Consider the following 24154-nt stretch of genomic DNA (forward strand, 5'->3'; position numbering starts at 1 on the left):
GAGAGACACGAGAAACATGAGCACTCCCATGGATGAGCAGACCACCACTTCGGCCAAGCGCAACGACGCTGCCGCCTTCTTCACCGAGGGCGCGCCGATCCGCGACACCAAGGCGCCGGACGTCGACATCGCGCAGATGTGGACCCAGCAAAAGTTCACGAACAAGCTGGTCAACCCGGCCAACCGTCGCAAGCTGAACGTCATCATCGTCGGCACCGGCCTCGCCGGTGCGTCGGCCGCCGCCACGATGGGTGAGGCCGGCTACAACATCAAGACGTTCTTCTACCAGGACTCGGCCCGACGCGCGCACTCGATCGCTGCGCAGGGCGGCATCAACGCGGCGAAGAACTACAACGACGACGGTGACTCCACGTACCGCCTCTTCTACGACACGGTCAAGGGTGGCGACTACCGTAGCCGCGAGACCAACGTCTACCGCCTCGCCGAGGTGAGCACGAACATCATCGACCAGTGCGTCGCGCAGGGCGTGCCCTTCGCTCGCGAGTACGGCGGTCTGCTCGACAACCGTTCGTTCGGTGGTGTGCAGGTGGCCCGTACGTTCTACGCGGCCGGCCAGACGGGCCAGCAGTTGCTCATCGGCGCCTACCAGGCCATGGAGCGTCAGGTCGCCAAGGGCACGGTCAAGGAGTACAAGCGCCACGAGATGCTCGAGGTCATCATCAAGGACGGTCGTGCGCGCGGCATCGTGGCGCGCGACATGGTCACCGGTGAGATCGAGACGCACCTCGCTGACGTCGTCGTGCTCGCCACGGGCGGCTACGGCAACGTCTTCTTCCTGTCGACCAACGCGATGGGCTGCAACATCACGGCTCCGTGGCGCGCGCACCGCAAGGGCGCCTACTTCGGCAACCCCTGCTACACGCAGATCCACCCCACCTGCATCCCCGTCTCCGGCGACCACCAGTCGAAGCTGACGCTGATGTCGGAGTCGCTGCGTAACGACGGTCGCATCTGGGTGCCGAAGAACGAAGCCGACTGCGACAAGGACCCGCGCGACATCCCCGAGGAAGCGCGCGACTACTACCTCGAGCGCATCTACCCGGCCTTCGGAAACCTCGTGCCGCGTGACATCGCGTCGCGCCAGGCCAAGAACATGTGCGACGAGGGTCGCGGCGTCGGCCCGCTCGTCGACGAGGTCGACGAGCACGGCAACAAGCGTCAGATGCGACGCGGCGTCTACCTCGACTTCACGGCTGCCATGGAGCGCATGGGCGAGGCCGCCGTCAAGGAGAAGTACGGCAACCTGTTCGACATGTACGCGCGGATCACGGGTGAGGACCCGTACAAGACGCCGATGCGTATCTACCCGGCCGTGCACTACACGATGGGTGGCCTGTGGGTCGACTACGACCTGCAGACGTCGATCACCGGCCTGTACTGCACGGGTGAGGCGAACTTTTCCGACCACGGTGCCAACCGTCTCGGTGCGAGCTCGCTCATGCAGTGCCTCGCGGACGGCTACTTCGTCCTGCCGAACACGATCCGCAACTACCTCGCCGACGGCCCGTTCGAGCCGATCACGGACGACGACCCGGCCGTGCTCGAGGCCCGTCGCGCCGTCGAGGACCGCATCCAGAAGTTCCTCTCCATCAACGGTGAGCGCACGGTCGACAGCTTCCACAAGGAGCTCGGTCGCATCATGTGGGAGTACTGCGGCATGGAGCGCACGGAGGAGGGCCTGACGAAGGCCATCGGCCTCATCCGCGACCTCAAGAAGGAGTTCTGGAGCAACGTCAAGGTGCTCGGCACGGCCGACACCCTCAACCAGTCGCTCGAGAAGGCTGGCCGCGTGGCCGACTTCCTCGAGCTGGGCGAACTCATGTGCATCGACGCGCTGCACCGCCGCGAATCCTGTGGTGGTCACTTCCGCGCCGAGAGCCAGACCGAGGACGGAGAGGCACTGCGTCACGACGACGAGTTCGCCTACGTCGCGGCCTGGGAGTACGCGGGTATGGACGGGGACGACTCCGACGGAGCCCCCCAGCACCCCGTGTTGCACAAGGAAGACCTCGTCTACAAGTTCATCGAACTGAAGCAGCGGAGCTACAAGTGAACCTCACTCTCAAGATCTGGCGTCAGGACAACGCAGCTACCGCCGGGCGTTTCGAGACCTACAAGGTTTCGGACATCAGCGAGGACATGTCGTTCCTCGAGATGCTCGACGTGCTCAACGAGCAGCTGCAGGCCGAGGGCACGGAGCCGATCGCGTTCGACTCCGACTGCCGCGAAGGCATCTGTGGCATGTGCGGAATGATGATCTCGGGTATGGCCCACGGCCCCGAGGTCACCACGACGTGCCAGTTGCACATGCGCTCGTTCAGCGACGGCGAGGAAATCACCATCGAGCCGTGGCGCGCCGACGCGTTCCCGGTCGTGCGTGATCTCGTCGTCGACCGCAGCGCCTTCGACCGCATCATCCAGGCCGGTGGCTACATCTCGGTCAACACCGGTGCTGCCCCCGAGGCGCACTCGGTGCCCGTCCCGAAGCCGCAGGCGGACCGTGCGTTCGACACCGCGAAGTGCATCGGCTGTGGCGCGTGCGTCGCGGCCTGCCCGAACGCCTCGGGAATGCTCTTCATGGGTGCCAAGATCACGCACCTGGGCGAGTTGCCGCAGGGGCAGCCCGAGCGCGACGCCCGCGTCGTGTCGATGGTCAACCAGCACGACCACGAAGGCTTCGGCGGTTGCACGAACATCGGCGAGTGCGCCGCTGCGTGCCCCAAGGAGATCCCGCTCGACGTCATCAGCCAGCTGAACAAGGACTTCCGTTCGGCCAAGGCTCGCCACTGACGGACGACCGCCTCAGGTGACCCCACTGCCCTTGAGGGCGGTGGGGTCACGTGCGTTGTGGGCGCCGGTGCAGATATGTGAATGTGGCCGCAACATGTCGCAGCCACACCCACATGAGTGCACCAGGGGAGGCGAGGGATCAGGCAGCGCGGGCCCAGGCCGGACGGGTGACGTGGTCGTAGTAGTCGAGCAGCTTGTTCGTCATGCCGGCCCACGAGCGGTCGGCGACCTTGCGGACCGCGGAGGCGCCCATGCGCTCTCGCATGGCCTCGTCGGCGACGAGGGAACCCACGCTGCGTCGAAGGGCTCCTGGGGCTGACGGGTCGAAGAGCAGCCCCGTCACTCCCGGCTTCACGATGTCGAGCGGGCCGCCGGCAGCGGGCGCGACGACGGGCAGGCCGCTCGCCATGGCCTCCTGGAGCGTCTGCCCGAACGTCTCCTTCGTTCCCGTGTGGACGAAGACGTCGAAGCTCGCATAGCTGCGCGCCAGAGTCGCACCCTCCTGGCGGCCGAGGAAGTGTGCGTTCGGCACGAGGCGCTCGAGGTCGTCACGATCCGGGCCCTCGCCGACGATCGCGATGCTGATGCCAGGAAGGTCGGCGATCTCCTCGAGGCGGTGCAGTTCCTTCTCCGGCGCGAGTCGACCCACGTAACCCACGATCACCTCGCCGTTGGGCGCGAGGCGTTCACGCAGGGCGAGCACTTGGGGGTCGGTCTTGAGCGTGGCGTCGAACTGCGTCGCGTCGACCCCGCGACCCCACAGGGCAACGCGCGGTACGCCGTGTTCTGCCAACTCGGCAGTGGCTGCGCTGCTCGGCGCGAGCGTCAGATCCGCCAACGAGTGGAGGTGACGCACCCAGCGCCACGACGTGCGGTGCGCGAAGTCGCCCAGCATGCCACCGTGCTGGGCGACGTAGCTCGGCATGTCCGTCTGGTAGATCGCCACACTCGGGATCGCGAGGTTGCGTGCAGCGGCGAGCGCGCGGGCGCCGAGCCCGAACGGCGAGGCGGCGTGAACGACATCAGGTGCGAACTGCAGCAGGATCTGCTCGAGTTGCTTTGTCGGCAAGCCCACGCGGAACGCGCGGACGGTGACGCTCGGCACCGTCTTCACGGCGAACCCGAGATAGTTCGACGGCGCAGGTCCGGGGCACACGACGAGCACCTCGTGGCCACCCTGAGCAGCGAGGCAGTCGAGCACCCGGCATACACTCGTGGTGACGCCGTTGAGGGTCGGCAGGAACGACTCGGTCACGATGGCGATGCGCACATGCTCATGACAGCCCTGTGACATGGCGCGTGCTTGGCGAAGGGATGAACGATGAGCGCACCGGAAGGTGATCGGCACGTGAACCCGCCTGAGCTCATCGGTAGGCCTGAAGCGGGGTTCTATGCCGAGTCCATTACCGTTAGGCCCATGCACGAAGCGCAGCACGGTCCGATTCCAGGTTTCTGGGGCGTCATTCCTGCCGGGGGCTCCGGCACGCGCCTGTGGCCCCTCTCGCGGGCCAACTCGCCCAAGTTCCTGCACGACCTCACGGGCTCGGGTCGCTCGCTCCTCCAGGGCACTGTCGACCGCCTCAAGCCGCTGTGCGGCGACAACCTGCTCATCGTGACCGGTGCGGCGCACGCCGAGGCCGTGCGCGAGCAACTCAGCGAACTCGGTGACGACGACCTGCTCGTCGAGCCCAGCCCGCGCGAATCGATGCCCGCCATCGGGCTCGCCGCGGCCATCCTCGCCCAGCGCGACCCCGACGCGGTTCTCGGCTCGTTCGCCGCTGACCAGGTCGTCGGCGGCACCGACATCTTCGAGGCCACCGTGCGCCAGGCCGTCGAGGTGGCGCGCCACGACTACCTCGTCACCGTCGCCATCAAGCCCACCTACCCGTCCACCGGATTCGGCTACATCCGGGCGGGCGCGAACATGCGCATCGAAGGCGCCCCCGACGCGACGATCGTCAAGGCCTTCGTCGAGAAGCCCGACGGCCCCACGGCGCAGGCCTACGTCGCCGTCGGCGAGTACTCCTGGAACGCCGGCATGTTCGTGGTCAAGGCAGCGACGCTCATGCAGATGATCGAGGATTACCAGCCCCGCCTAGCCGAGTACCTGCGGATCATCGCCGCCAACCCCTTCCGCCTCGCCGAACTGTGGCCGCGCCTGACGAAGATCGCCATCGACAACGCCATCGCCGAGCCCGCCGCCGTCGACGGTCGCGTCGCCACCGTGCCGGGAGATTTCTCCTGGGACGATGTGGGCGACTTCGCGTCCCTCGCGTCGCTGCTCGTCGAGTCGGCGGAGGCGCCCGGCGTCAAGGTGCTCGGTGAGAGCGAACTCGTCGTCATGCAGGACGCGACGGGAGTCGTCGCACCGCGCTCCGGGCGAACCGTCGTCGCCATGGGCCTCGAGGACATCGTCGTCGTCGACACCGTCGACGCCGTGCTCGTCACCACCCGCGAGCGGGCGCAGGACGTCAAGCAGGTCGTCGAACAGCTCAAGCTGACGGGCCGCGAAGACCTCACCTGATCCACCGAGTGGAGCCACACGCGGCCGTTCGGGGACAATGAACGTATGAAACTCGATCTCGACGCCGTCCGCCGAGCGACCCTCACCCACGGGTACGAGCGCGCCATGCGCCCGGCCCTGTTCCGCATCGGCGGGGGAGATGCCGAGGCCGCACACCACGCGACCCTCCAGGCGATGGCGCAGTTCGGTTCGCTGCCCGCCGCCGGGCTCATCGCCGACGTCGTCGGAGCAGCCCTCGGCGCACCCGACGACGCCGTGACGATCGCGGGGATCCGCTTCCCGGGCCGCGTCGGCCTCGCCGCCGGCGTCGACAAGGACGGCGTCGCCGTCACCTCCTGGGGCGCGTTGGGCTTCGGCCACGTCGAGGTCGGCACCGTCACCGCCGAGGCGCAGCCGGGCAACCCGCAGCCGCGCCTGTTCCGCCTCAAGGCCAGTCACGGCCTCATCAACCGCATGGGGTTCAACAACGACGGCTCCCAGGCGCTCGCGGCCACACTGCGTCGCGCACGGTCGAGCGGCAACCTCTCGATTCCCGTCGGCGTCAGCCTCGGCAAGACGAAGACGACGCCCGTCGAGGAAGCCACACGCGACTACCTCACGTCGCTCGGGCGGCTCAGCGGCCTGGCTGACTACTTCGCCGTCAACGTCTCCAGCCCCAACACGCCCGGCCTGCGGACCCTGCAGGACAAGGCGCCGCTTCTCGAACTGCTCCAGTCGATCACCGCTCGCGAACGCAACCTCGCGGCCGAACGCGGCGCGCATCCGACGCCCGTCTTCGTCAAGATCGCCCCCGACCTCACCGAGGACGCCCTCGAGGACGTGCTCGAGGTGGCCCACGGCTCGGGTGTCTCCGGCCTCATCGCGACGAACACGACGCTCGCGCGTGACGGCCTCGCCCGCGCCGACCTCACCCTTGCGTCCGAGGCCGGCGGTCTCTCGGGTGCCCCGCTGACGCGTCGCGCCCGCGAGGTCGTCGGGTTCCTCGCGAGTCGCACTCAGCTGCCCATCATCGGGGTCGGCGGCATCATGTCCGCCGACGACGGTCTCGCGCTCATGGACTCCGGCGCCGACCTGCTCCAGGTCTACAGCGGCTTCATCTACAAGGGGCCGGGCCTCGTCCGCGATCTCAACGAGGCCCTGCGCACGCGAGCCCGCCGCGGCTGAACCTTCCACAGGGCCAATCGGTTCGGCCCCTCGCGCCCGGTCCGCCGGATAAGGTGCGGCTATGAGTGGCGCAACGGATCGCAGTCGGATGACGGAGTCGGGGCTCGGGCTCAAGCCCGTGTACACGGCGAACGATCTTTCGGGGTTCAACGCCGACGAACGACTCGGCAATCCGGGGGAGTACCCGTTCACCCGCGGCGTGTACCCCTCGATGTACACCGGTCGCCCCTGGACGATGCGCCAGTACGCCGGCTTCGGCACCGCCCGGGAGAGCAACCAGCGCTACCACGAGCTCGTCGCCAACGGCACCGGCGGCCTCTCCGTCGCCTTCGACCTGCCGACCCAGATGGGCTACGACTCGGATGCGGCTCTCGCGCACGGTGAGGTCGGCAAGGTCGGCGTCGCCATCGACTCGCTCGACGACATGCTCGTTCTCTTCGACGGCCTGCCGCTCGACGAGGTCTCCACCTCGATGACGATCAACGCGCCGGCCTCGAGCCTGCTGCTCATGTACCAGCTCGCCGCGGAACGTCAGGGCATCCCGGGAGCCAAGCTCACCGGAACGATCCAGAACGACGTGCTCAAGGAGTACATCGCGCGCGGCACGTACATCTACCCGCCGGCCGAATCCCTGCGCCTCATCTCGAACATCTTCGAGTACTGCCACAAGGAGATTCCGCGCTGGAACACGATCTCCATCTCGGGCTACCACATGGCCGAGGCGGGAGCGACGCCCGCGCAGGAGATCGCCTTCACCCTGGCCAACGCCAAGGAGTACGTGCGCGCCGCGCTCGCGGCCGGCCTCGACGTCGACGACTTCGCCCCGCGCCTGTCGTTCTTCTTCGTCGCCCGCACGACGCTGCTCGAGGAGGTCGCCAAGTTCCGCGCGGCCAGGCGCCTGTGGGCGCGCATCATGCGCGAGGAGTTCGGTTCGAAGAACCCGAAGTCGCAGATGCTGCGCTTCCACACCCAAACAGCAGGCGTGCAGCTCACCGCGCAGCAGCCCGAGGTCAACCTCGTGCGCGTCGCGCTGCAGGGCCTCGGCGCCGTGCTCGGCGGTACGCAGAGCCTGCACACCAACTCGTACGACGAGGCCATCGCTCTGCCCACGGCCAAGGCGGCCCGCCTCGCCCTGCGCACCCAGCAGATCCTTGCGTTCGAGACCGACGTGACGAAGACCGTCGACCCGTTCGCAGGCAGTTACGTCGTGGAGTCGATGACGAACGACCTCGAGGAGGAGGCGCTCGCGCTCATCCAGGCCGTCGAGGACAAGGGCGGCGCCGTCAAGGCCATCGAAGAGGGCTTCCAGAAGACCGAGATCGAGAAGAGCGCCTACGACGTGGCGCTGCAGATCGACCACGGCGAGCGCGTCGTCGTCGGCGTCAACCGCTACCAGCTCGACGAGGAGGAGCCCTACGAGCCCCTTCGCGTCGACCCGGCCATCGAGGCCGAGCAGTGCGAGCGGCTTGCGCAGCTGCGCAAGAACCGTGACCAGAGCGTCGTCGACGCAGCCCTCGAGAAGATGCAGAAGGCCGCGCAGGGCAACGACAACGTCCTGTGGCCCATGCGTGACGCCCACGCCGCCGGCGCCACTGGTGGCGAGGTCAGCGACGCTCTGCGCGAGGTCTGGGGGAAGTACGTCCCGCAGGATGTGTTCTGAGCCGGTGCTGATCCGCTCGTTCGACGACATGAGGAGATGGTGGCGCTGAGTCGCCCGAAACTGTCACAGGCAGGGCTCGGTCAGCGCATCGCGACCATCGCGTTGCTGCTGCTTGCCCTCATTGCCGCCATCGCGTTGCTCTCGCGTGGCTCGGATGACGGCCGATCGTCCGGGCCCGCGCCCTCGCCGTTCACAGCGCAGAGCTACGGCAGCGACACTTCCGCCTCGGGCGGGTCGGACGGCTCGAGTTCTTCACCCTCGTCGTCGCAGGCGAGGGGTGGGGAGGACGGCCTCGCCACCGTGCGTCTGTCGCAACTGCCGCGTCAGGCTCGAGAGACGGTGGCGCTCATCGACGACGGTGGGCCCTACCCCTACCGCCGTGACGGCGTCGTCTTCGGCAATCGCGAACGGATCCTCCCGCGCCAGGCGCCCGGCTGGTATCACGAGTACACGGTGAGCACCCCGGGCTCGTCCGACCGCGGGGCGCGCAGGATCGTCACGGGCAAGGACGGCACGATGTATTACACGGACGATCATTACGAGACGTTCAGGAGGGTCGTGCGATGACGACCGCAGCGGTACGAGACCTCGTGACGGCGGGACGTGGCGGCTGGGTGCCGCGCGGCCTCGTGGGCCCGACGGCCGACGAACTGCGAACGATCTGCGCCGACTCCGGGTGGGCGTTCGCCGAGGTGACGTTGAACGGCGTCGTCGACAAGAAGGGGCTGATGCGCACCCTCGCCCAACAGCTCGGCCTTCCCGACCACTTCGGGCACAACTGGGACGCGCTCGCGGACTGCCTCGCGGATCTGGCCCCCGAAGCTCCCGGCGTCGTCCTGCGTCTGCGCGGGTTGTGGCGCATTCCCGAACCGCTCGTCGAGCCGCTCGTCGAGGTTCTCGACGAGCGCGTAGGCGCTGCCATCCATCGCGACGACCTCGAGGCCGGGCGGCCGATTGCGGGGGAGGGGTCGGACGACGGAGTTCCGCACGCTTCCGCGCCGCTGCTCATCGTGGCCGACCCACCTCTTCCGGTGCGTCGCTGAGCACTTATCACACGAAGGAATCCGGGCGGTGGATAACGGTTAGGTCACCACTCGTCATCCGCCCTTATTGTCCCTGTGACTCGCGGGTACGCTTGGTGGGTTGGCAGTCGTGACTGCGACGCCCGATCTGCTCGACGGCCCTCGCGCCGCTTAACCCAAGGAGTGCCCCGTGAAGCGGGTTGTTTCCATCGCTGCCGCCGTCGCTATGACGGCCGGCCTCGCCGCCTGTGGTTCGAACGACAAGTCCGCCGGCGGTTCCGGCAACGGTTCCTCGGGTTCCGAGTTCAAGGCCGCCATCGCCTTCGACGTGGGCGGTCGTGGTGACCACTCCTTCAACGACGCCTCGTACGCGGGTATGGAAGCGGCGAAGAAGAAGATCCCGAACCTCAAGATCACGACCGCCGAGGCCGGCGAGGGTGAGAACGACCAGGCTCGCGAGAACCGTCTCAGCCAGCTCGCGGCGTCGGGCAACAAGGCGATCGTCGCGGTCGGCTTCGTCTACGCCAAGTCCATCGGCAACGTCGCCAAGAAGTACCCGAACGTGAAGTTCGCCATCATCGACGACGCGTCGCCCGACTCCAAGGGCACGAACGTCGAGCAGATCACCTTCAAGGAGCACGAGGCGTCCTACCTCGCCGGCGTCGCCGCCGCGAAGATGAGCAAGACGGGCCACATCGGCTTCGTCGGTGGCGTCAACGTTCCGCTGATCCAGAAGTTCGAGGCCGGTTACTTCGCGGGCGCCAAGCACGCCAACCCGAAGATCAAGATCGACAAGACGTACCTCACGCCGGCCGGTGACTTCAGCGGCTTCGCTGCTCCGGACAAGGGCAAGGCCTCGGCCAACTCGATGTTCCAGAAGGGCGCCGACATCGTCTACGCCGCTGCCGGCAAGTCGGGTGACGGCGTCATCCAGGCCGCGCACTCCGCGGGCAAGTGGGCCATCGGTGTCGACTCCGACCAGGCCCTGACGGCCGACAAGTCCGTCGCCGGCTCGGTGCTCACCTCCGCCATGAAGAACTGCTCCGGAACGGTCGAGGACTTCGTCAACTCCGTCAAGGACGACAAGTTCTCCGGCGGCAACAAGGAGTTCGGCCTCAAGGAGGACGGCGTCTCGCTGGCCACGACGGGCAACCACCTGTCGGCCGAGGCGAAGAAGGCTGTCGACGACGCCAAGAAGGAGATCGTCGAGGGCAAGGTCAAGGTTTCCCCGACCCCGTCCAAGTAATTCCACAACGGCTCAAGGTCCGGCATGCGGGTATCCTGCGTGCCGGACCTTGACGGTTTGACCAGGAGTGTGCGTCATCGACACCACCGACACCCCCGAAGCGCCCACCGGCGTGAGCGGCATCGCCGTCGCCGATGTGACGGCGCCCCCGAGCGGGGCCCTCGCCGTCGACCTCGACGGCATCACGAAGCGATTCCCCGGCGTCGTCGCCAACAAGGACCTGCACCTGCAGGTCGCGCGCGGCACGATCCACGCCATCGTCGGCGAGAACGGTGCCGGTAAGTCGACGCTCATGAAGATCCTTTACGGCGTGCAGAAGCCGGACGAAGGCACGATCCGCATCAACGGCGACGAGGTCTCCTTCTCCTCCCCGAAGGACGCCATCAAGGCCGGCGTCGGCATGGTGTTCCAGCACTTCATGCTGGCCGACAACCTCACGGTGCTCGAGAACGTCGTCCTCGGCGCCGAGAAGCTGCACGGCATCGGCTCCAAGGCCCGTGACGAGATCAAGCGCATCTCCGACGCCTACGGCCTCGACGTGCGCCCCGAGATGATGGTCGCCGACCTCGGCGTCGGCGCCCGCCAGCGCGTGGAGATCCTCAAGGTTCTCTACCGCGGCGCCAAGATCCTCATCCTCGACGAGCCCACGGCCGTGCTCGTGCCGCAGGAGGTCGACGAACTCTTCGGCAACCTCAAGGAGATGAAGTCCGAGGGCCTCACCGTCCTGTTCATCTCGCACAAGCTCGACGAGGTGCGCGGCGTCGCCGACGACATCACCGTCATCCGCCGCGGCACGACCATCGACCGCGTCAAGAGCTCGTCGGTGACGAGCAAACAGCTCGCCGAGCTCATGGTCGGTTCGCAGCTGCCGACGCCCGAGACGCAGGAGTCGACGGTCACCGACCGCGTCGTCATGCAGATCACCGACGTCACGCTCGCCGATCCGGCCGGTGGCCCCGCGCTGCTGTCCGACCTCGACCTCACGATCCACGCCGGTGAGGTGCTCGGTATTGCAGGTGTCGAGGGCAACGGCCAGGCCGAGCTCGTCGAGACGATCCTCGGCATGCGCCGCGCGGACGCCGGCACCGTCGTCGTCGAGAACGACGACATCACGGCGTGGCCCACGCGTCGCATCCGTGAGAACGGCATCGGCTACATCCCCGAGGACCGTCACCGCCACGCCCTGCTTCTCGGCGCGCCGCTTTGGGAGAACCGCATGCTCGGCCACCAGCGTCAGGAGCCGGCGAGCAAGGGCTGGCGTCTCACGCCCAAGGCCGCGAAGGACGACACGCAGCGCATCGTCGAGGCCTACGACGTGCGTACGCCGAGCATCGACGTCACCGCCGGTTCGCTCTCGGGTGGTAACCAGCAGAAGCTCATCTTCGGCCGCGAGATGTCGCACGCCCCGCGCGTGCTCGTCGCCGCCCACCCCACCCGTGGTGTCGACGTCGGCGCCCAGTCGGCGATCTGGGACCACATCAAGGACGCCCGCCGCGAGGGTCTCGCCGTGCTCCTCATCTCCGCGGACCTCGACGAGCTCATCGGTCTGTCCGACACGATCCGCGTCATCCTGCGCGGCAAGCTCTCGGGTGAGTTCGACCCGAAGACAGTCACCGCCGAGCAGCTCGGTGCCGCCATGACGGGTGCCAACACCCCCGAGAACGCCACCACCGTCGATGCGCAGGAGGAAGCTGCACGATGAACTCCACGCTCCGAAGGATCGGCGTGGCTGTCGCTGCGCCGTTGCTCGCCATCGCGATCGCGGTCGTTCTGACCTCGATCGTCCTGCTCGCCCTCGGCAACGCCGTCGGGCCGGTCTGGCAGGTCTTCCTGTCGACGCCGATGCAGGGCGTCGCCGAGGCCATCGTCAACGACGCCGCCGTCCTCTACCTCTCCGGTATCGCCGTGGCCATCGGCTTCCGGATGAACCTGTTCAACATCGGCGTCGACGGCCAGTACCGCGTCGCTGCCTTCGCGGCCGCGCTCTTCGCCGGCCAGGGCTGGCTGCCCGGCTTCCTCAACGTCATCGGTGCCCTCGTGCTCGCGATGCTCGTCGGTGCCGCCTGGGCCGGCATCATCGCGGTGCTCAAGGTGACGCGCGGCGTCTCCGAGGTCATCAGCTCGATCATGCTCAACTCGATCGCCACCGGCGTCGTCTCCTGGCTGCTGTTCAAGGTCGCCGACAAGCAGGAGGGCTCGAACGCGACGAACACGAAGAACATCCCGGAGAGCTCGCACGTTCCGGCGCTCGCGCAGACCGCCACGGGCCAGATCTTCGGTCTGACGATCCTCGCCGTGCTCGTCGGCATCGCCTACTGGTACGTCATCAACCACACACGCTTCGGCTTCGACCTGCGCGCGACGGGCTCGTCCGAGTCGGCCGCCGTCGCCTCCGGTGTGAGCGTCAAGAAGATGACGATCACCGCGATGCTGCTCTCGGGTGCCGTTGCGGGCCTCGTCGGCATGCCGCAGCTGTTCGGTCAGGACTTCAACTACGGCTCCAACAGCCAGACGGGCCTCGGCTTCGCCGGCATCGCCGTCGCGCTCATCGGCCGTAACCACCCGATCGGCATCGGCTTCGGCGCGCTGCTGTGGGCCTACCTCAACGGTCAGTCGAACGCGCTGCAGATCAACGCGGGCGTCAACGCCTCGCTCGTCAACATCATCCAGGGCGTCATGGTGCTCGCCGTCGTCATCGCGTACGAACTCGTGCGTCGTTGGGACAAGCGCATCGAGGCCCGACGTGTCGCCGCCGAACTCGCCGCAGGCAAGACCGCAGGAGCCACCGCATGAGCACCGTCGCTGCTACCGCAACCCAGCCGAAGCGGACGCTCGGGCTGCCGCGCAAGGCGCTCCTTCCGCTCGCGCTCGTCGCCGTCGTTCTCGGCCTGTCGATCCTTCGCGTCGCCACCGGCGTCAACGACATCGACTCCTCGAACGCCATCTCTGCGGCCCTCGTGGCCGCTGTGCCGCTGGCCCTCGCCGGTCTCGGTGGTCTGTGGTCCGAGCGGGCCGGTGTAGTCAACATCGGTCTCGAGGGCATGATGATCATGGGCTCGTGGAGCGCTGCCTTCGCGGCCTACCACTACGGCCCGTGGGCCGGCGTGCTCGGCGGCATCCTCGGCGGCATGCTCTTCGGCCTGCTCCACGCCATCGCCACCGTGTTCTTCGGCGTCGACCACATCGTCTCCGGTGTGGCCATCAACCTGCTCGGTGCGGGCCTGACGAAGTTCCTCGCCGAGCGCTTCTTCTCCGAACTGCCCGGCGGTGGCCCCACCCAGAGCCCGAGCCTGCCGGACGTCGCGAGCGTCACCCTTCCCGGGTCGAGCGCTCTCGTCGACATCGAGAAGAACCACTGGTTCCTCGTCTCCGATGTCGCCGGCATCCTCGCCGGTCTGACGAAGGACGTCTCGCTGCTCACGCTGCTCGCCATCGCCCTCGTCATCGGCACGATCTTCGTCCTGTGGAAGACCTCGTTCGGTCTGCGCCTGCGCAGCTGTGGGGAGGCCCCGCAGGCGGCCGAGACCCTCGGCGTCAACGTGTACCTCTACAAGACGATCGCCGTCGTCGTCTCCGGTGGTCTCGCCGGTCTCGGTGGTGGCTTCCTCGCGATGGTCGCCTCCGACGGGTTCCAGCAGGGCCAGACGGGTGGCCGCGGCTACATCGGTCTCGCCGCGATGATCTTCGGTAACTGGATGCCGATCGGCACCGCCCTCGGCGCGCTGCTCTTCGGTTACACCCAGGCTCTCCAGCTGCGCGGTGGCGACCAGGTGCACGCGCTGCTGCTCCTCGTGGGTGCGGGCGTCCTCGTCGGTGCCGTGTGGATGGCGGTCAAGAAGCGCGTGCTCCACGCCGTCATCCTCGCCGTCGCCGGTGTGCTCGTGCTCATGTGGTACTTCGGATCGGACACGATCGATCCGAACCTCACGGCCACAGCGCCGTACGTCGTCACACTCCTCGTCATGGCGTTCGCCAGCCAACACCTGCGGATGCCGGCTGCTGACGGCGCCATCTATCGCAAGGGCGAAGCGGGCTAGTTTTTCTGCGCGTCTTCCGGCGGGGAGGCTTCGCAAGCTCAGCCGCCCCGCTCGGTGCGACACGGCTGTCTAGCGCGTCTTCCGGCGGGGAGGCTTCGCAAGCTCAGCCTCCCCCCTCGGTGCGACACGCGTCGCACGTCTCCAGACGGCCTCAAGGTGAAAGGCGGCCTCGACATGACACAGGTACCCGACTCTGTGGACTGGGAGCTGCTGCGCGGCGAGGCCGTCGCCGTGTGCGCCAGGGCGTACGTGCCGTACTCCCGGTTCCCGGTCGGCGTGGCCGCGCTCACGACGCGCGGTCGCATCCTCACCGGCTGCAACGTCGAGAACGCCGCCTACGGCGTCGTCCTGTGTGCCGAGTGCGGCCTCGTCTCGTCGCTTTACGGCACGGGCGAATCCCGCGGTGACGGCCCGGTGCTCGACCACGAGGCGGAGCGCGAACTGCTCGTCGCCCTCTCGTGCGTCGACGGCAACGGTACGCCCATCACGCCGTGCGGCCGATGCCGTCAGCTGCTCTTCGAGCACGCGAGCCCCGACATGCTCATCGAGATGGACGGTGGGCCGCCGCTGCCGCTCACCGACCTCCTTCCCCACGCGTTCGGCGCCCCCAACCTGGGTGCCGTCGCCACCGCAGCAGCGACCCTGAAAGGTGATTCATGACCCCCGCGAACTCCACGCACGAAGCGTTCGACGCCGTCGACCTCATCCGCATCAAGCGTGACTCCGGAACCCTCTCGAACGACGAGATCGACTGGATGATCGACGCCTACACGCGTGGTGCGGTCGCCGACGAGCAGATGGCCGCCATGGCGATGGCGATCCTGCTCAACGGCATGTCGCGCGAGGAGATCGCCCGCTGGACGAAGGCGATGATCGCCTCCGGTGAGCGCATGGACTTCTCGTCGCTGTCCGTGCCGACTGCCGACAAGCACTCCACCGGCGGCGTCGGTGACAAGATCACGTTGCCGCTGGCGCCGCTCGTCGCGGTCTTCGACGTCGCCGTCCCGCAGCTCTCGGGCCGCGGCCTCGGCCACACCGGCGGCACGCTCGACAAGATGGAGTCCATCGCCGGGTGGCGGGCCTCCCTGACGAACGCCGAGATGATGCGTCAGCTCGAGCGCGTCGGCGCCGTCGTCTGCGCAGCCGGTGACGGCCTCGCGCCGGCCGACAAGAAGCTCTACGCGCTGCGCGACGTCACCGGCACGGTGGAGGCGATCCCGCTCATCGCCAGCTCGATCATGAGCAAGAAGATCGCCGAGGGCACAGGTGCGCTCGTGCTCGACGTCAAGGTCGGCTCCGGTGCCTTCATGAAGAATGAGGAGAACGCGCGCGAGCTCGCGCGCACCATGGTCGACCTCGGCACGGACGCGGGCGTCAACACCGTCGCGCTGCTCACCGACATGTCGACGCCGCTCGGCCTCACCGCAGGCAACGCCCTGGAGGTGCGCGAGTCGGTCGAGGTGCTCGCCGGTGGCGGCCCCAAGGATGTCGTCGACCTCACCGTGGCGCTCGCTGTCGAGATGCTCGCGGCGGCCGGTCGCCCACAGGACGAGGACGCGGTGCGCAAGGCGCTCACCGACGGCCGGGCCATGACGAAGTGGCGCGCGATGCTCGGCGCTCAGGGCGGTGACCCCGAGGCGACGCTGCCCACCGCGAAGGAAACACACGTCATCACGGCACCGTCGTCCGGTGTGCTGACGAAGCTCGACGCCCTCGCCGTCGGCGTCAGCGCGTGGCGCCTCGGCGCCGGGCGTGCGCGCAAGGAAGACCCGGTGCAGGCGGGCGCCGGGATCGAGATGCACGCGAAGCCGGGCGACCACGTCACGGCGGGCCAGCCGCTGCTCACGCTCCACACCGACACTCCGGAGCGCTTCGACCGCGCCGTCGCTGCGCTCGAGGGCGGCTACGAGATCTCGGCGAACAGCGGTGACTTCACGTCGCGCGACATCGTGCTGGAGCGCATCAGCTGACGCTGCTCTTTGGCTACGTTCGTTGCGGTTGGTGACGGTGCACCGTCACCAACCGCAACGAACGTAGCCACTCTGGGACACCGCTTCGCCCGTCTTCCACCGTGACGTCGCGTGGCAAGAGGCCCGCCGCGGAGCACTAGGCTGACCGCATGCCTGAACTCCTCACCACGCCGGTGCGCATTCCCGTACCCGGCGGCAAGATCATCGACGAACACGTGGGCGTCGCGTCCACCGGCGAGCGCGCGGTCTCCGTGGCCCACATGAAGGCGCCTGCCGGGTGGGACGAGCCGGCGCAGACGCCCCAGTTCGACGAGGTGACGCTCGTGCTCGCTGGTCAGGTGCGCGTCGAGCACGACGGCGGCACGCTCGAGGTCGAGGCCGGCCAGAGCGTGGTCACTCGCGCGGGGGAGCGCGTGCGCTACACCGTCGGCCCCGACGGCGCCGAGTACGTTGCCGTCTGCCTGCCGGCGTTCACGCCCGAAACGGTTGGCCGCGAGGACGAAGGAACGAACGCATGAGCGACGAGACCACGAAGAGCACCCTGAGCGAGGACGTCATCGCGCGGCTGCCGAAGGTCGTTCTCCACGACCACCTCGACGGCGGCGTGCGCCCGGCCACGGTGCTCGAACTCGCCCGTGAGACCGATTACGACGCCCTGCCGGCCGCCGACGAGGCGTCGCTCGCCGCGTGGTTCCGCGACAGCGCGGACTCCGGTTCGCTCGAGCGCTACCTCGAGACGTTCGCGCACACCGTCGGCGTCATGCAGACGCGCGGGGCCATCGAGCGCGTGGCCCGAGAGTGCGCCCTCGACCACGCGAACGACGGCGTCGTCTACGTCGAGGTGCGCTTCGCGCCCGAACTGCACATCGAACAGGGACTCGGTCTCGACGAGGTCGTCGACGCAGTGCTGGCCGGCTTCGAGGCCGGCGCCCGCGAGGCCGAGAGCCAGGGGCGCCCGATCGTCGTGCGCGCCCTGCTCACCGCGATGCGTCACGCGGCCAAGAGCGTCGAGATTGCCGAGCTGGCCGTCGCCTACCGTGACAAGGGCGTCGTCGGCTTCGACATCGCCGGCGCCGAAGCCGGCTTCCCTCCCACACGCCACCTCGACGCGTTCGAGTACCTGCGCCGCGAGAACGCCCACTTCACGATTCACGCCGGTGAGGCGTTCGGTCTGCCGAGCATCTGGGAGGCCATTCAGTACTGCGGCGCCGAGCGGCTCGGCCACGGCGTGCGCATCACCGACGACATCACCGTCGACGGCGTGGAGTACGGCGAACTCGACGAACCGGCACGTGCCGCGCTCCCGGCCCGCGTGCGCGCGGGGGAGGCCGATGTTCGCCTCGGCCGCCTCGCCGCGTTCGTGCGTGACCGCCGCATCGCGCTGGAGGTCTGCCCACTGTCGAACCTCCAGACGGGCGCTGCTTTCTCGTTGCGTTCACACCCGATCTCACTGCTGCTCGCCCTGGGCTTCCGCGTCGCACTGAGCACCGACAACCGCCTCATGAGCGAAACGTCGATGACGAAGGAGATGACGGGCCTCGTCCGCGAGGCGGGCTGGACGCTGGCCGACCTCGAGAAGGTCACCGTCAACGCGATGAAGTCCGCGTTTGTGGGCTTCGACGAGCGACTCGACATCATCATGACCGTGATCAAGCCGGCCTACGCCGTGGCACGCGGCCAGGGCTGACGACCGCACGAACACGACGGCCCGTTTCCCCTCAAGGGGAAACGGGCCGTCGTTCGCGTTTCGGACGGGTCAGCGTCCGAGGACGGAGCGCCTGATGCGCGCGTCGCGTTCGATGCGGCGGGCGTCGGCGTCGCGACGCAGGACGCTGATGGCGACGAGAACGGCGAAGGGGTCGTGGCCCGGCGGGGGAGGCGGCGTCACATGCGGGAGGACCTCGCGCAGCGTCTGCGTCACAACGGCGTTGAACGCCGGGGTACGCATGACGTGCTGTTGGCGCACGAGGAAGGCCATCCGTGCCGCGAGGTCCTGCGGTAGCGGGCTGACGACGGCGGGGGAGTCGGCCCACGCCGCGAGTTGCCTCGGCATCTGGGCGGGCGGCGGTAGCGTGAGTCCTCGGGTTTCACGCACGACGTAGGTACCGGCCGCGAGGTCGCCGAGTCGCCTCGCGCGGCTCGTCAGCGTGGCCGTGATGAGAGCGACCATGCCTGCGGTGCCGATGATCTCGACGAAGCCCACGAAGCTGCGGACGAGAGCGTGACGGAACGAGATGGCGCCGCCGTCGGTGCGCACGACCCGCATGCCGAGAATGAGTTTCCCGAGGCTACGCCCGAGCGTGAGGGTCTCGACCACCGTCGGCAGGAGCACGAAGGAGGTCACGAGGACGACGATGCTCCACCCTGCTCGGACCGCATCCGAGGCGGTGCCGACCAGCTTCAGCGCGGCCCAGTTGAGGCAGAAGAAGGTCACCGCCCACACGATGAGGTCGATGATCACGCCGAGAATGCGCATGCCTACGCCGGCCGGGGGCAGGTCGAGAGCGACCGCCTCACCGGTGATCTGCGCCGGGCCGGTGAGATCCCGCAGCGGGCGCAGTTCCCGATCGTCGACGTGTGCCACGCGAACAGGTTACTGGCCGCAGCCGGTGCGTAGAGTACGAGCGTGGATGTGGAAGCCGTTGTCGCAGCGCACCGCGAGGAGTGGGCCCGTCTCGACGAACTCGGGCGCAAACGGCGCCTGACTGGCACCGAGGCCGAGGAGATGCTCGACCTCTACCAGCGCGCGGCGTCACACCTCTCGCTCGTGCAGTCCACGTCGGCCGATCCCGTTCTCACGCAGTACCTCTCGACGATCATCGCCCGTGCCCGGGTGAAGTCCTCGCGCAACTTCCGGGCCGATCCGGGGGCGTTCGCCCGCTTCTTCCTCGAGACGTTTCCGGCCATCTGCTACCGCGCCTGGCGCTGGTGGGCCGGCGTCGGCGTCGCCTTCGTCGTGCTGACGGCGCTCGTGGCCTGGTGGACGGCGACGCACCCCGCGTTCGTCTCGAGCGTCCTCAGCCCGGAGGAGATCTCGCAGCTGACGCGGCATGACTTCGAGGACTACTACTCCTCCTACGCGGCCCAAGACTTCGCGTTCCGGGTCTGGACGAACAACGCGTGGGTCGCGGCCCTGTGCATCACCCTCGGCGCCCTCGGTTTTCCCATTCCGCTCCTGCTGTGGTCGAACATCGTCAACACGGGCGTCTCCGCTGGCCTCATGGCCTCCGACGACCGGCTCTCGCTGTTCTTCGGCCTCATCCTGCCCCACGGCATGCTCGAACTGACGTCGATCTTCGTCGCCGCCGGCATCGGTCTGCGCGGCTTCTGGTCGTGGATCGAACCGGGCCCCCGCTCGCGCGCCGACGCGTTCGCGGCGGAGATGCGCACGGCGTTCACTGCGGCGATGGGCCTCGTCGCCGTTCTGGCGCTGTGCGGCTTCATCGAGGCCTTCGTCACGCCGTCCGGGCTGCCCACGCCGGTGCGCCTGCTCATCGGCTTCACGGCGTGGTGTTCTTTCATCGCGTACGTCGTCATCCTCGGTCGCCGCGCGGTGGCGGCCGGTGTGACGGGTGACGTCGACGCCCGCCTGCGTGAGGACGAACTCGTCGCCGGCTGACCGGCGCTACAGGCGGCCCTCGCGCTTGAGGACGAGGTAGTGGTCGGCGAGGGCCGGCGCGAGGCGCTCGGGTGGTTCGTGCAGCACCGAGATGCCGTGACGTTCCAACGCCGCGCGCATCGTCGTCGTGCGGTGCCGGAGTCGTTCGGCGGCCGCGGCTCCGTAGACGTCGCGCACGTTGTCGCGCTTCGCCGCGATGGCGCCCACCTCCGGATCGGCCACGGAGGCGATGACGACCCGGGTCTCGCGGGCCAGAGCCGGAAGCAGCGGAACGAGGGATTCCTCGACCGCGGCGGGTTCGAACGGCGTGACGATGACGAGCAACGAGCCGCGGCGCGCGTCGGCAGTGGCTTCCTGCACGAGGCGTGACCAGTCGGGTTCGACGAGGCGTGACTCGAGCGGAGCCATGGCGAGCATCATGCGCCGCACCGCCTCATTGCGACCGCTCGTCGGCGGGACGTGCGCGAGAACAGCACGGTCGCCTGCCGTCCATTCGACGTTGTCGCCGGCGTGACCGGCCAGAGCGGCCAGGAGGAGGCAGGCCTCCATGCCGGCGTCGAGGCGTGTGGTGTCGGCGAGACGCCCTGCGCTGAGCCGCCCGGTGTCGAGCAGGATCGAGACGCGGCGATCGCGTTCGGGCCGCCACGTCCGGACGACGGGAGCGCGGCGTCGTGCCGTGGCCCTCCAGTCGATGCTGCGCACGTCGTCGCCGCGAACGTAGTCGCGCAGCGAGTCGAACTCGCTGCCGCTGCCGGGAGCGCGCACCAGCGAGCGTCCCTCGATCTCGCGAAGCTGCACGAGACGACTCGGCAGGTGGGCGCGTGAACTGAAGGCGGGCATCACGCGCACCAGGCCCGGTTCGTCGAGGCGCGTCTGGCGACCGGCCAACCGGAGCGGACCGGCCGAGCGCACCGTGATGGCGTCGTTCGGGCGCATTCCGCGCCGCGTGGGGAGCAGGTGAACGACGTGGTCGACGCTCGCGCCGGGGGCGAGGTTCAACACGCCACGGTCGTCCTGGGCGCCGGCTCCGGGCGACCAGACGTCGCGAACGGCGCCCCGGAACGTACGCGACGTCGGGTTGGTCACGACGAGGTGCGAGACGGTTTCCTCGCCGAGACGAACGCCATCGGGCTGGCGGCGCTCGAACCGCAACGACGACGGCCGCGGCGCCAGGAGGACGTCGAGGCCGGCGAGGAGCGCCACGACGACGAACCACACGAGGACGAGTTGCGTCGAGGGCACGACGAACACGACGAGGCAGACCGCGGCCATTGCGGCGACTGCGGGCCATCTCAGATACACGGCTTACCTCCTCACGGGATCGTTGTGGTCAGTGGGACGTCGGGGTGTTGGGGGCAGGGCCTCAGCGCGGGACGGCTACCGACCTCACGGCCTGGTCGAGCACCTGCGCGGCGTTGAGGCCGTCCATCTCGGCCTCGGAGCGCAGCACGATGCGGTGGGCGAGTGTCACCTGCGCGAGGCTGCGCACGTCGTCCGGGGTGACGAAGTCGCGGCCGCTCAGCCACGCCCACGCCCGCGAGACGGCCATGAGGGCGGTGGAGCCGCGTGGACTCACGCCGAGCTGGACTGCGGCAGAGCCGCGCGTGGCCCGGGCAAGGTCGACGATGTACGCAGCCACGTCGGCGTCCACGCGCACCGACTCGACGGCGCGCGACGCGGCTTCGAGGTGAGCGGGCGTCGCCACGGCACGCAGGTCGGCCGACTGCATGCGCCGCGGGTCGAAGCCCTGTGCATGACGGCGGACGATCTCGATCTCGGCGTCGCGCTCCGGTACGGGCAGCGTGATGCGCATGAGGAAGCGGTCGAGCTGCGCTTCGGGCAGCGTGTAGGTGCCCTCGAACTCGACGGGGTTCTGGGTTGCCGCGACGAGGAACGGCGTCGGCAGAGCGTACGTCCGCCCGTCGACCGAGACCTGACGCTCCGCCATCGCCTCGAGCAGCGCGGCCTGCGTCTTGGGAGGCGTGCGGTTGATCTCGTCGGCGAGCAGGAGGTTGGTGAAGACCGGGCCCCCGCGGAACTCGAAGGCCGACGTTCCCGCGTCGTAGAGCATCGAGCCGGTGATGTCGCCCGGCATGAGGTCGGGCGTGAACTGCACGCGCTTGGAGTCGACCGACAACGCCTCGGCGAGCGAACGTACGAGAAGTGTTTTCGCGACACCGGGCACGCCCTCGAGCAGCACGTGTCCCCGCGCCAGGAGCGCCACGAGCAGCGCCGACACCGCGGCGTCCTGCCCGACGACGGCCTTGGCCACCTCACGGCGCACCTCGTCGAGCGCGGCCCGGGCCTCCTGCGCCGACGGGAGGTCGGGCGATGGGCTCGTCGAGCGCTGACTCTGACCGTCGTGCGAACGCGGCAGCACGTGACGGGCCTCGTCGTGGCTGGGACGGGGTGCTTCGCTCATCGCAGGATCTCCTTCTCGAGGCGGTCGAGTTCTCGGGCGAGCTCGACGAGGGCCTTGTCGTTCTCGGGCGTCGGGCCGGTGAGCCACTCCGCCAGGTCATGAGGAACGTTTGACGCCGTAACGCCGTCGGCGTCTGCTGCAGCTGCTCCGCGAGCTCGCAGGGCGTCCGCGACGAGGTCGGGGGAGCGACGTCCCTGCGACAGACCGAGGCCGGCTCCGACGCGGGAGGCGGTGCCGTCGCGCAGGGCGCTCGCGGCCGAATCCCGTGCTGACGAGCGGCGGTAGAGGGAGGCAAGGGCCCGTGTCGATTCGACGGCCTTGACCGTCACCGGCATGGGCTCGAGCGCGAGTAGGCCGAAGCGTCGCCCGCGCAGGACGACGAGGAAGAGCACCGACAGCCCGATCGCCCACGTGAGCGGCGTCTTCCAGGCGGGCCAGTCGAGGCCGGTCTGCTCGCCGGTTGCACCGTTCCACGTCGAGATCCACACCATGCGCCGGCGCTCACCGAGGCTGGTCAGAGCCTGGCGGGCGTTGTCGCCGTCGTCGACGGACGCGTTCGTCAGCAGCGTGGGGTCGTTGAGGGCGACGATCTTCTTGCCGTCCCCGGCCGAGGCGGCGTAGACGGGCACGTTCTCCGACTCGTCGGCCTCCTGGTCGAACAGCGACTCCCGCAGGCTTTCGCTGGGGTCGACGACGACGAGGGTGCCGGCCGTGCGGGCCGACGCGAGGAAGTCCTGCCGCTCGTCGTGCGGAATGAGGAACTCGTCGGTCAGCAACACCGTTGTCTCGTCGCCGGTGTTGCCACGACGCAGCTCGTCGAGGTTTCCGGCTCGGTCGACGGCAACCCCGTGCTGCTCCAGGACGCGCGCAACGGCCTGAGCTCCGTGAGGCGAGGGGTTGTCCGGGTCGAGCGGGGTGTTCGTGTGCGGGCGCGCCGTCATGACGAGCAGGACGAGGAGAAGGACGCTCAGCGTGAGCACACCAACGATCATCCCGTTGGGCCGGCGCTTCATCGCGCGGCTCCGCTCGGTCTGGGGGCTTCGCGTACGAGAGCCTCGAGAGCGAGGACGTCGTCGACCTGGGCGGTCGTCGGCGTGTGGTGGCCGTAGCGCACCGACTCGAATGCGTGGCTTGCCTCGGGCACCCCGAACGACGGCTCCTGCACGTCCCGACGGCGCAGCGCGTCGCGCAGGACGTGCGTGACGTCCCCGACCGTCGTCGCGTCGTCGAGAAGGAGCATGCCGCCGTCCTCGGCCCGCACGACGAGCGCACGGTAGGCAGCGAGCAGCGCCGCAGCGTCGTCACGCCCGCGCAGTTCGCGGGCCCGGGCGAGGTAGTCGCCTGCCTCGAGGCGGGCCGCGTCGAAGACGGTGGCCGAACGCTTGTGCCTCGCGTCCTTCTCGACGCGCGCACTGGGGCGATGCCGACGCCACGACACGACGAAGAGCGTGACGAGGACGGCGAGGAGGACGACGGCGATCAGCCACGCGGGGATCGAGACACCACCGACACCGACGCCGCCTCCGAAGTGCTCGGACAGCCATTTCATGACGCGTTCGATGAGCGACGGGTTGTCCTGATACTCCGGCTTCGCCAACTCCTCGGACAGCCAGCGGCGCGCCGTCGGGCTGTCAGGGGTGAGGGGAGGCGAGTCGGTCATCGTGCACGTCCGCGCGAAA

The 24154-nt window shown here is 68.6% G+C and carries 22 protein-coding genes; 16 read left to right on the forward strand and 6 right to left on the reverse strand.

Annotation, left to right across the window (positions count from 1 at the left end; translation table 11 throughout):
* Positions 1–28: 28 nt before the first annotated feature.
* Together D1832_RS07870 and D1832_RS07875 are read left to right on the forward strand one after the other, a co-directional pair.
* Positions 29–2074, forward strand: coding sequence for a fumarate reductase/succinate dehydrogenase flavoprotein subunit (locus tag D1832_RS07870; RefSeq protein ID WP_118913371.1), 2046 nt, complete (start codon positions 29–31; stop codon positions 2072–2074).
* Positions 2071–2811 (forward strand): succinate dehydrogenase/fumarate reductase iron-sulfur subunit, encoded by a 741-nt coding sequence (locus D1832_RS07875; RefSeq protein ID WP_118913372.1) that lies wholly within the window; start codon positions 2071–2073, stop codon positions 2809–2811. The genes D1832_RS07870 and D1832_RS07875 overlap by 4 nt, the downstream gene beginning before the upstream one ends.
* Before the next feature lie 139 nt (positions 2812–2950).
* Here the strand turns inward: D1832_RS07875 and D1832_RS07880 are convergent, their stop codons facing one another.
* Complete coding sequence (locus D1832_RS07880; protein ID WP_241510922.1) at positions 2951–4066, reverse strand: glycosyltransferase family 4 protein; 1116 nt, start codon at positions 4064–4066, stop codon at positions 2951–2953.
* A 162-nt stretch (positions 4067–4228) separates the two neighbouring features.
* Between D1832_RS07880 and D1832_RS07885 the strand changes: the two genes are divergently transcribed.
* The 13 genes from D1832_RS07885 (at position 4229) to D1832_RS07945 (ending at position 18121) form a co-directional block, all read left to right on the forward strand.
* Positions 4229–5335 carry a mannose-1-phosphate guanylyltransferase gene (locus tag D1832_RS07885; protein ID WP_118913374.1) on the forward strand — a complete coding sequence of 369 codons (1107 nt, stop codon included), beginning with the start codon at positions 4229–4231 and terminating at the stop codon, positions 5333–5335.
* Positions 5336–5380: 45 nt separating this feature from the next.
* A complete protein-coding gene (locus tag D1832_RS07890) occupies positions 5381–6499 on the forward strand; it encodes a quinone-dependent dihydroorotate dehydrogenase (protein WP_118913375.1) in 1119 nt (372 codons plus the stop codon).
* A gap of 61 nt (positions 6500–6560) precedes the next feature.
* Complete coding sequence (locus D1832_RS07895) at positions 6561–8159, forward strand: acyl-CoA mutase large subunit family protein (RefSeq protein WP_118913376.1); 1599 nt, start codon at positions 6561–6563, stop codon at positions 8157–8159.
* A gap of 39 nt (positions 8160–8198) precedes the next feature.
* Entirely contained in the window at positions 8199–8726 is a 528-nt protein-coding gene (locus tag D1832_RS07900; protein WP_241510923.1) for a guanyl-specific ribonuclease, read from the forward strand.
* The gene (locus D1832_RS07905) at positions 8723–9202 is read left to right on the forward strand and encodes a barstar family protein (protein ID WP_052947017.1); all 480 of its coding nucleotides are present in this window, start codon (positions 8723–8725) and stop codon (positions 9200–9202) included. Before D1832_RS07900 ends, D1832_RS07905 begins: the two co-directional genes overlap by 4 nt.
* Positions 9203–9371: 169 nt before the next feature.
* On the forward strand, positions 9372–10427 hold the full coding sequence (locus tag D1832_RS07910) for a BMP family lipoprotein (protein WP_118913378.1): 1056 nt from the start codon (positions 9372–9374) through the stop codon (positions 10425–10427).
* A gap of 67 nt (positions 10428–10494) precedes the next feature.
* Positions 10495–12129 (forward strand): ABC transporter ATP-binding protein, encoded by a 1635-nt coding sequence (locus D1832_RS07915; RefSeq protein ID WP_118913379.1) that lies wholly within the window; start codon positions 10495–10497, stop codon positions 12127–12129.
* A gap of 23 nt (positions 12130–12152) precedes the next feature.
* Entirely contained in the window at positions 12153–13220 is a 1068-nt protein-coding gene (locus tag D1832_RS07920) for an ABC transporter permease (protein WP_319803792.1), read from the forward strand.
* Positions 13217–14464 carry an ABC transporter permease gene (locus D1832_RS07925; protein ID WP_118913380.1) on the forward strand — a complete coding sequence of 416 codons (1248 nt, stop codon included), beginning with the start codon at positions 13217–13219 and terminating at the stop codon, positions 14462–14464. Before D1832_RS07920 ends, D1832_RS07925 begins: the two co-directional genes overlap by 4 nt.
* Positions 14465–14638: 174 nt before the next feature.
* Positions 14639–15124 carry a cytidine deaminase gene (locus D1832_RS07930; protein WP_118913381.1) on the forward strand — a complete coding sequence of 162 codons (486 nt, stop codon included), beginning with the start codon at positions 14639–14641 and terminating at the stop codon, positions 15122–15124.
* Positions 15121–16434, forward strand: a complete 1314-nt coding sequence (locus D1832_RS07935; RefSeq protein ID WP_118913382.1) for a thymidine phosphorylase — start codon at positions 15121–15123, stop codon at positions 16432–16434. The genes D1832_RS07930 and D1832_RS07935 overlap by 4 nt, the downstream gene beginning before the upstream one ends.
* 149 nt (positions 16435–16583) lie before the next feature.
* Positions 16584–16952: a cupin domain-containing protein gene (locus D1832_RS07940; RefSeq protein WP_118913383.1), complete on the forward strand. Its 369-nt coding sequence runs from the start codon at positions 16584–16586 to the stop codon at positions 16950–16952.
* Positions 16949–18121 carry an adenosine deaminase gene (locus tag D1832_RS07945; protein WP_118913384.1) on the forward strand — a complete coding sequence of 391 codons (1173 nt, stop codon included), beginning with the start codon at positions 16949–16951 and terminating at the stop codon, positions 18119–18121. The genes D1832_RS07940 and D1832_RS07945 overlap by 4 nt, the downstream gene beginning before the upstream one ends.
* A gap of 69 nt (positions 18122–18190) precedes the next feature.
* On the opposite strand, the gene D1832_RS07950 is transcribed toward D1832_RS07945, so the two are convergent.
* Positions 18191–19018 carry an RDD family protein gene (locus D1832_RS07950; RefSeq protein WP_047311856.1) on the reverse strand — a complete coding sequence of 276 codons (828 nt, stop codon included), beginning with the start codon at positions 19016–19018 and terminating at the stop codon, positions 18191–18193.
* Between the two features lie 42 nt (positions 19019–19060).
* On the opposite strand from D1832_RS07950, the gene D1832_RS07955 reads away from it, so the two are divergent.
* On the forward strand, positions 19061–20053 hold the full coding sequence (locus D1832_RS07955; RefSeq protein WP_118913385.1) for a stage II sporulation protein M: 993 nt from the start codon (positions 19061–19063) through the stop codon (positions 20051–20053).
* A 6-nt stretch (positions 20054–20059) separates the two neighbouring features.
* On the opposite strand, the gene D1832_RS07960 is transcribed toward D1832_RS07955, so the two are convergent.
* The 4 genes from D1832_RS07960 to D1832_RS07975 form a co-directional block, all read right to left on the reverse strand.
* Complete coding sequence (locus tag D1832_RS07960) at positions 20060–21355, reverse strand: DUF58 domain-containing protein (RefSeq protein ID WP_241510924.1); 1296 nt, start codon at positions 21353–21355, stop codon at positions 20060–20062.
* Positions 21356–21416: 61 nt separating this feature from the next.
* On the reverse strand, positions 21417–22475 hold the full coding sequence (locus D1832_RS07965) for an AAA family ATPase (protein WP_118913387.1): 1059 nt from the start codon (positions 22473–22475) through the stop codon (positions 21417–21419).
* Positions 22472–23488 carry a DUF4350 domain-containing protein gene (locus D1832_RS07970; RefSeq protein ID WP_118913388.1) on the reverse strand — a complete coding sequence of 339 codons (1017 nt, stop codon included), beginning with the start codon at positions 23486–23488 and terminating at the stop codon, positions 22472–22474. The genes D1832_RS07965 and D1832_RS07970 overlap by 4 nt, the downstream gene beginning before the upstream one ends.
* Positions 23485–24135 carry a hypothetical protein gene (locus tag D1832_RS07975; RefSeq protein ID WP_118913389.1) on the reverse strand — a complete coding sequence of 217 codons (651 nt, stop codon included), beginning with the start codon at positions 24133–24135 and terminating at the stop codon, positions 23485–23487. Before D1832_RS07975 ends, D1832_RS07970 begins: the two co-directional genes overlap by 4 nt.
* Positions 24136–24154: the final 19 nt, after the last annotated feature.

The sequence above is a fragment of the Dermacoccus abyssi genome (genome assembly GCF_003515945.1).
Taxonomy (GTDB): domain Bacteria; phylum Actinomycetota; class Actinomycetes; order Actinomycetales; family Dermatophilaceae; genus Dermacoccus; species Dermacoccus abyssi.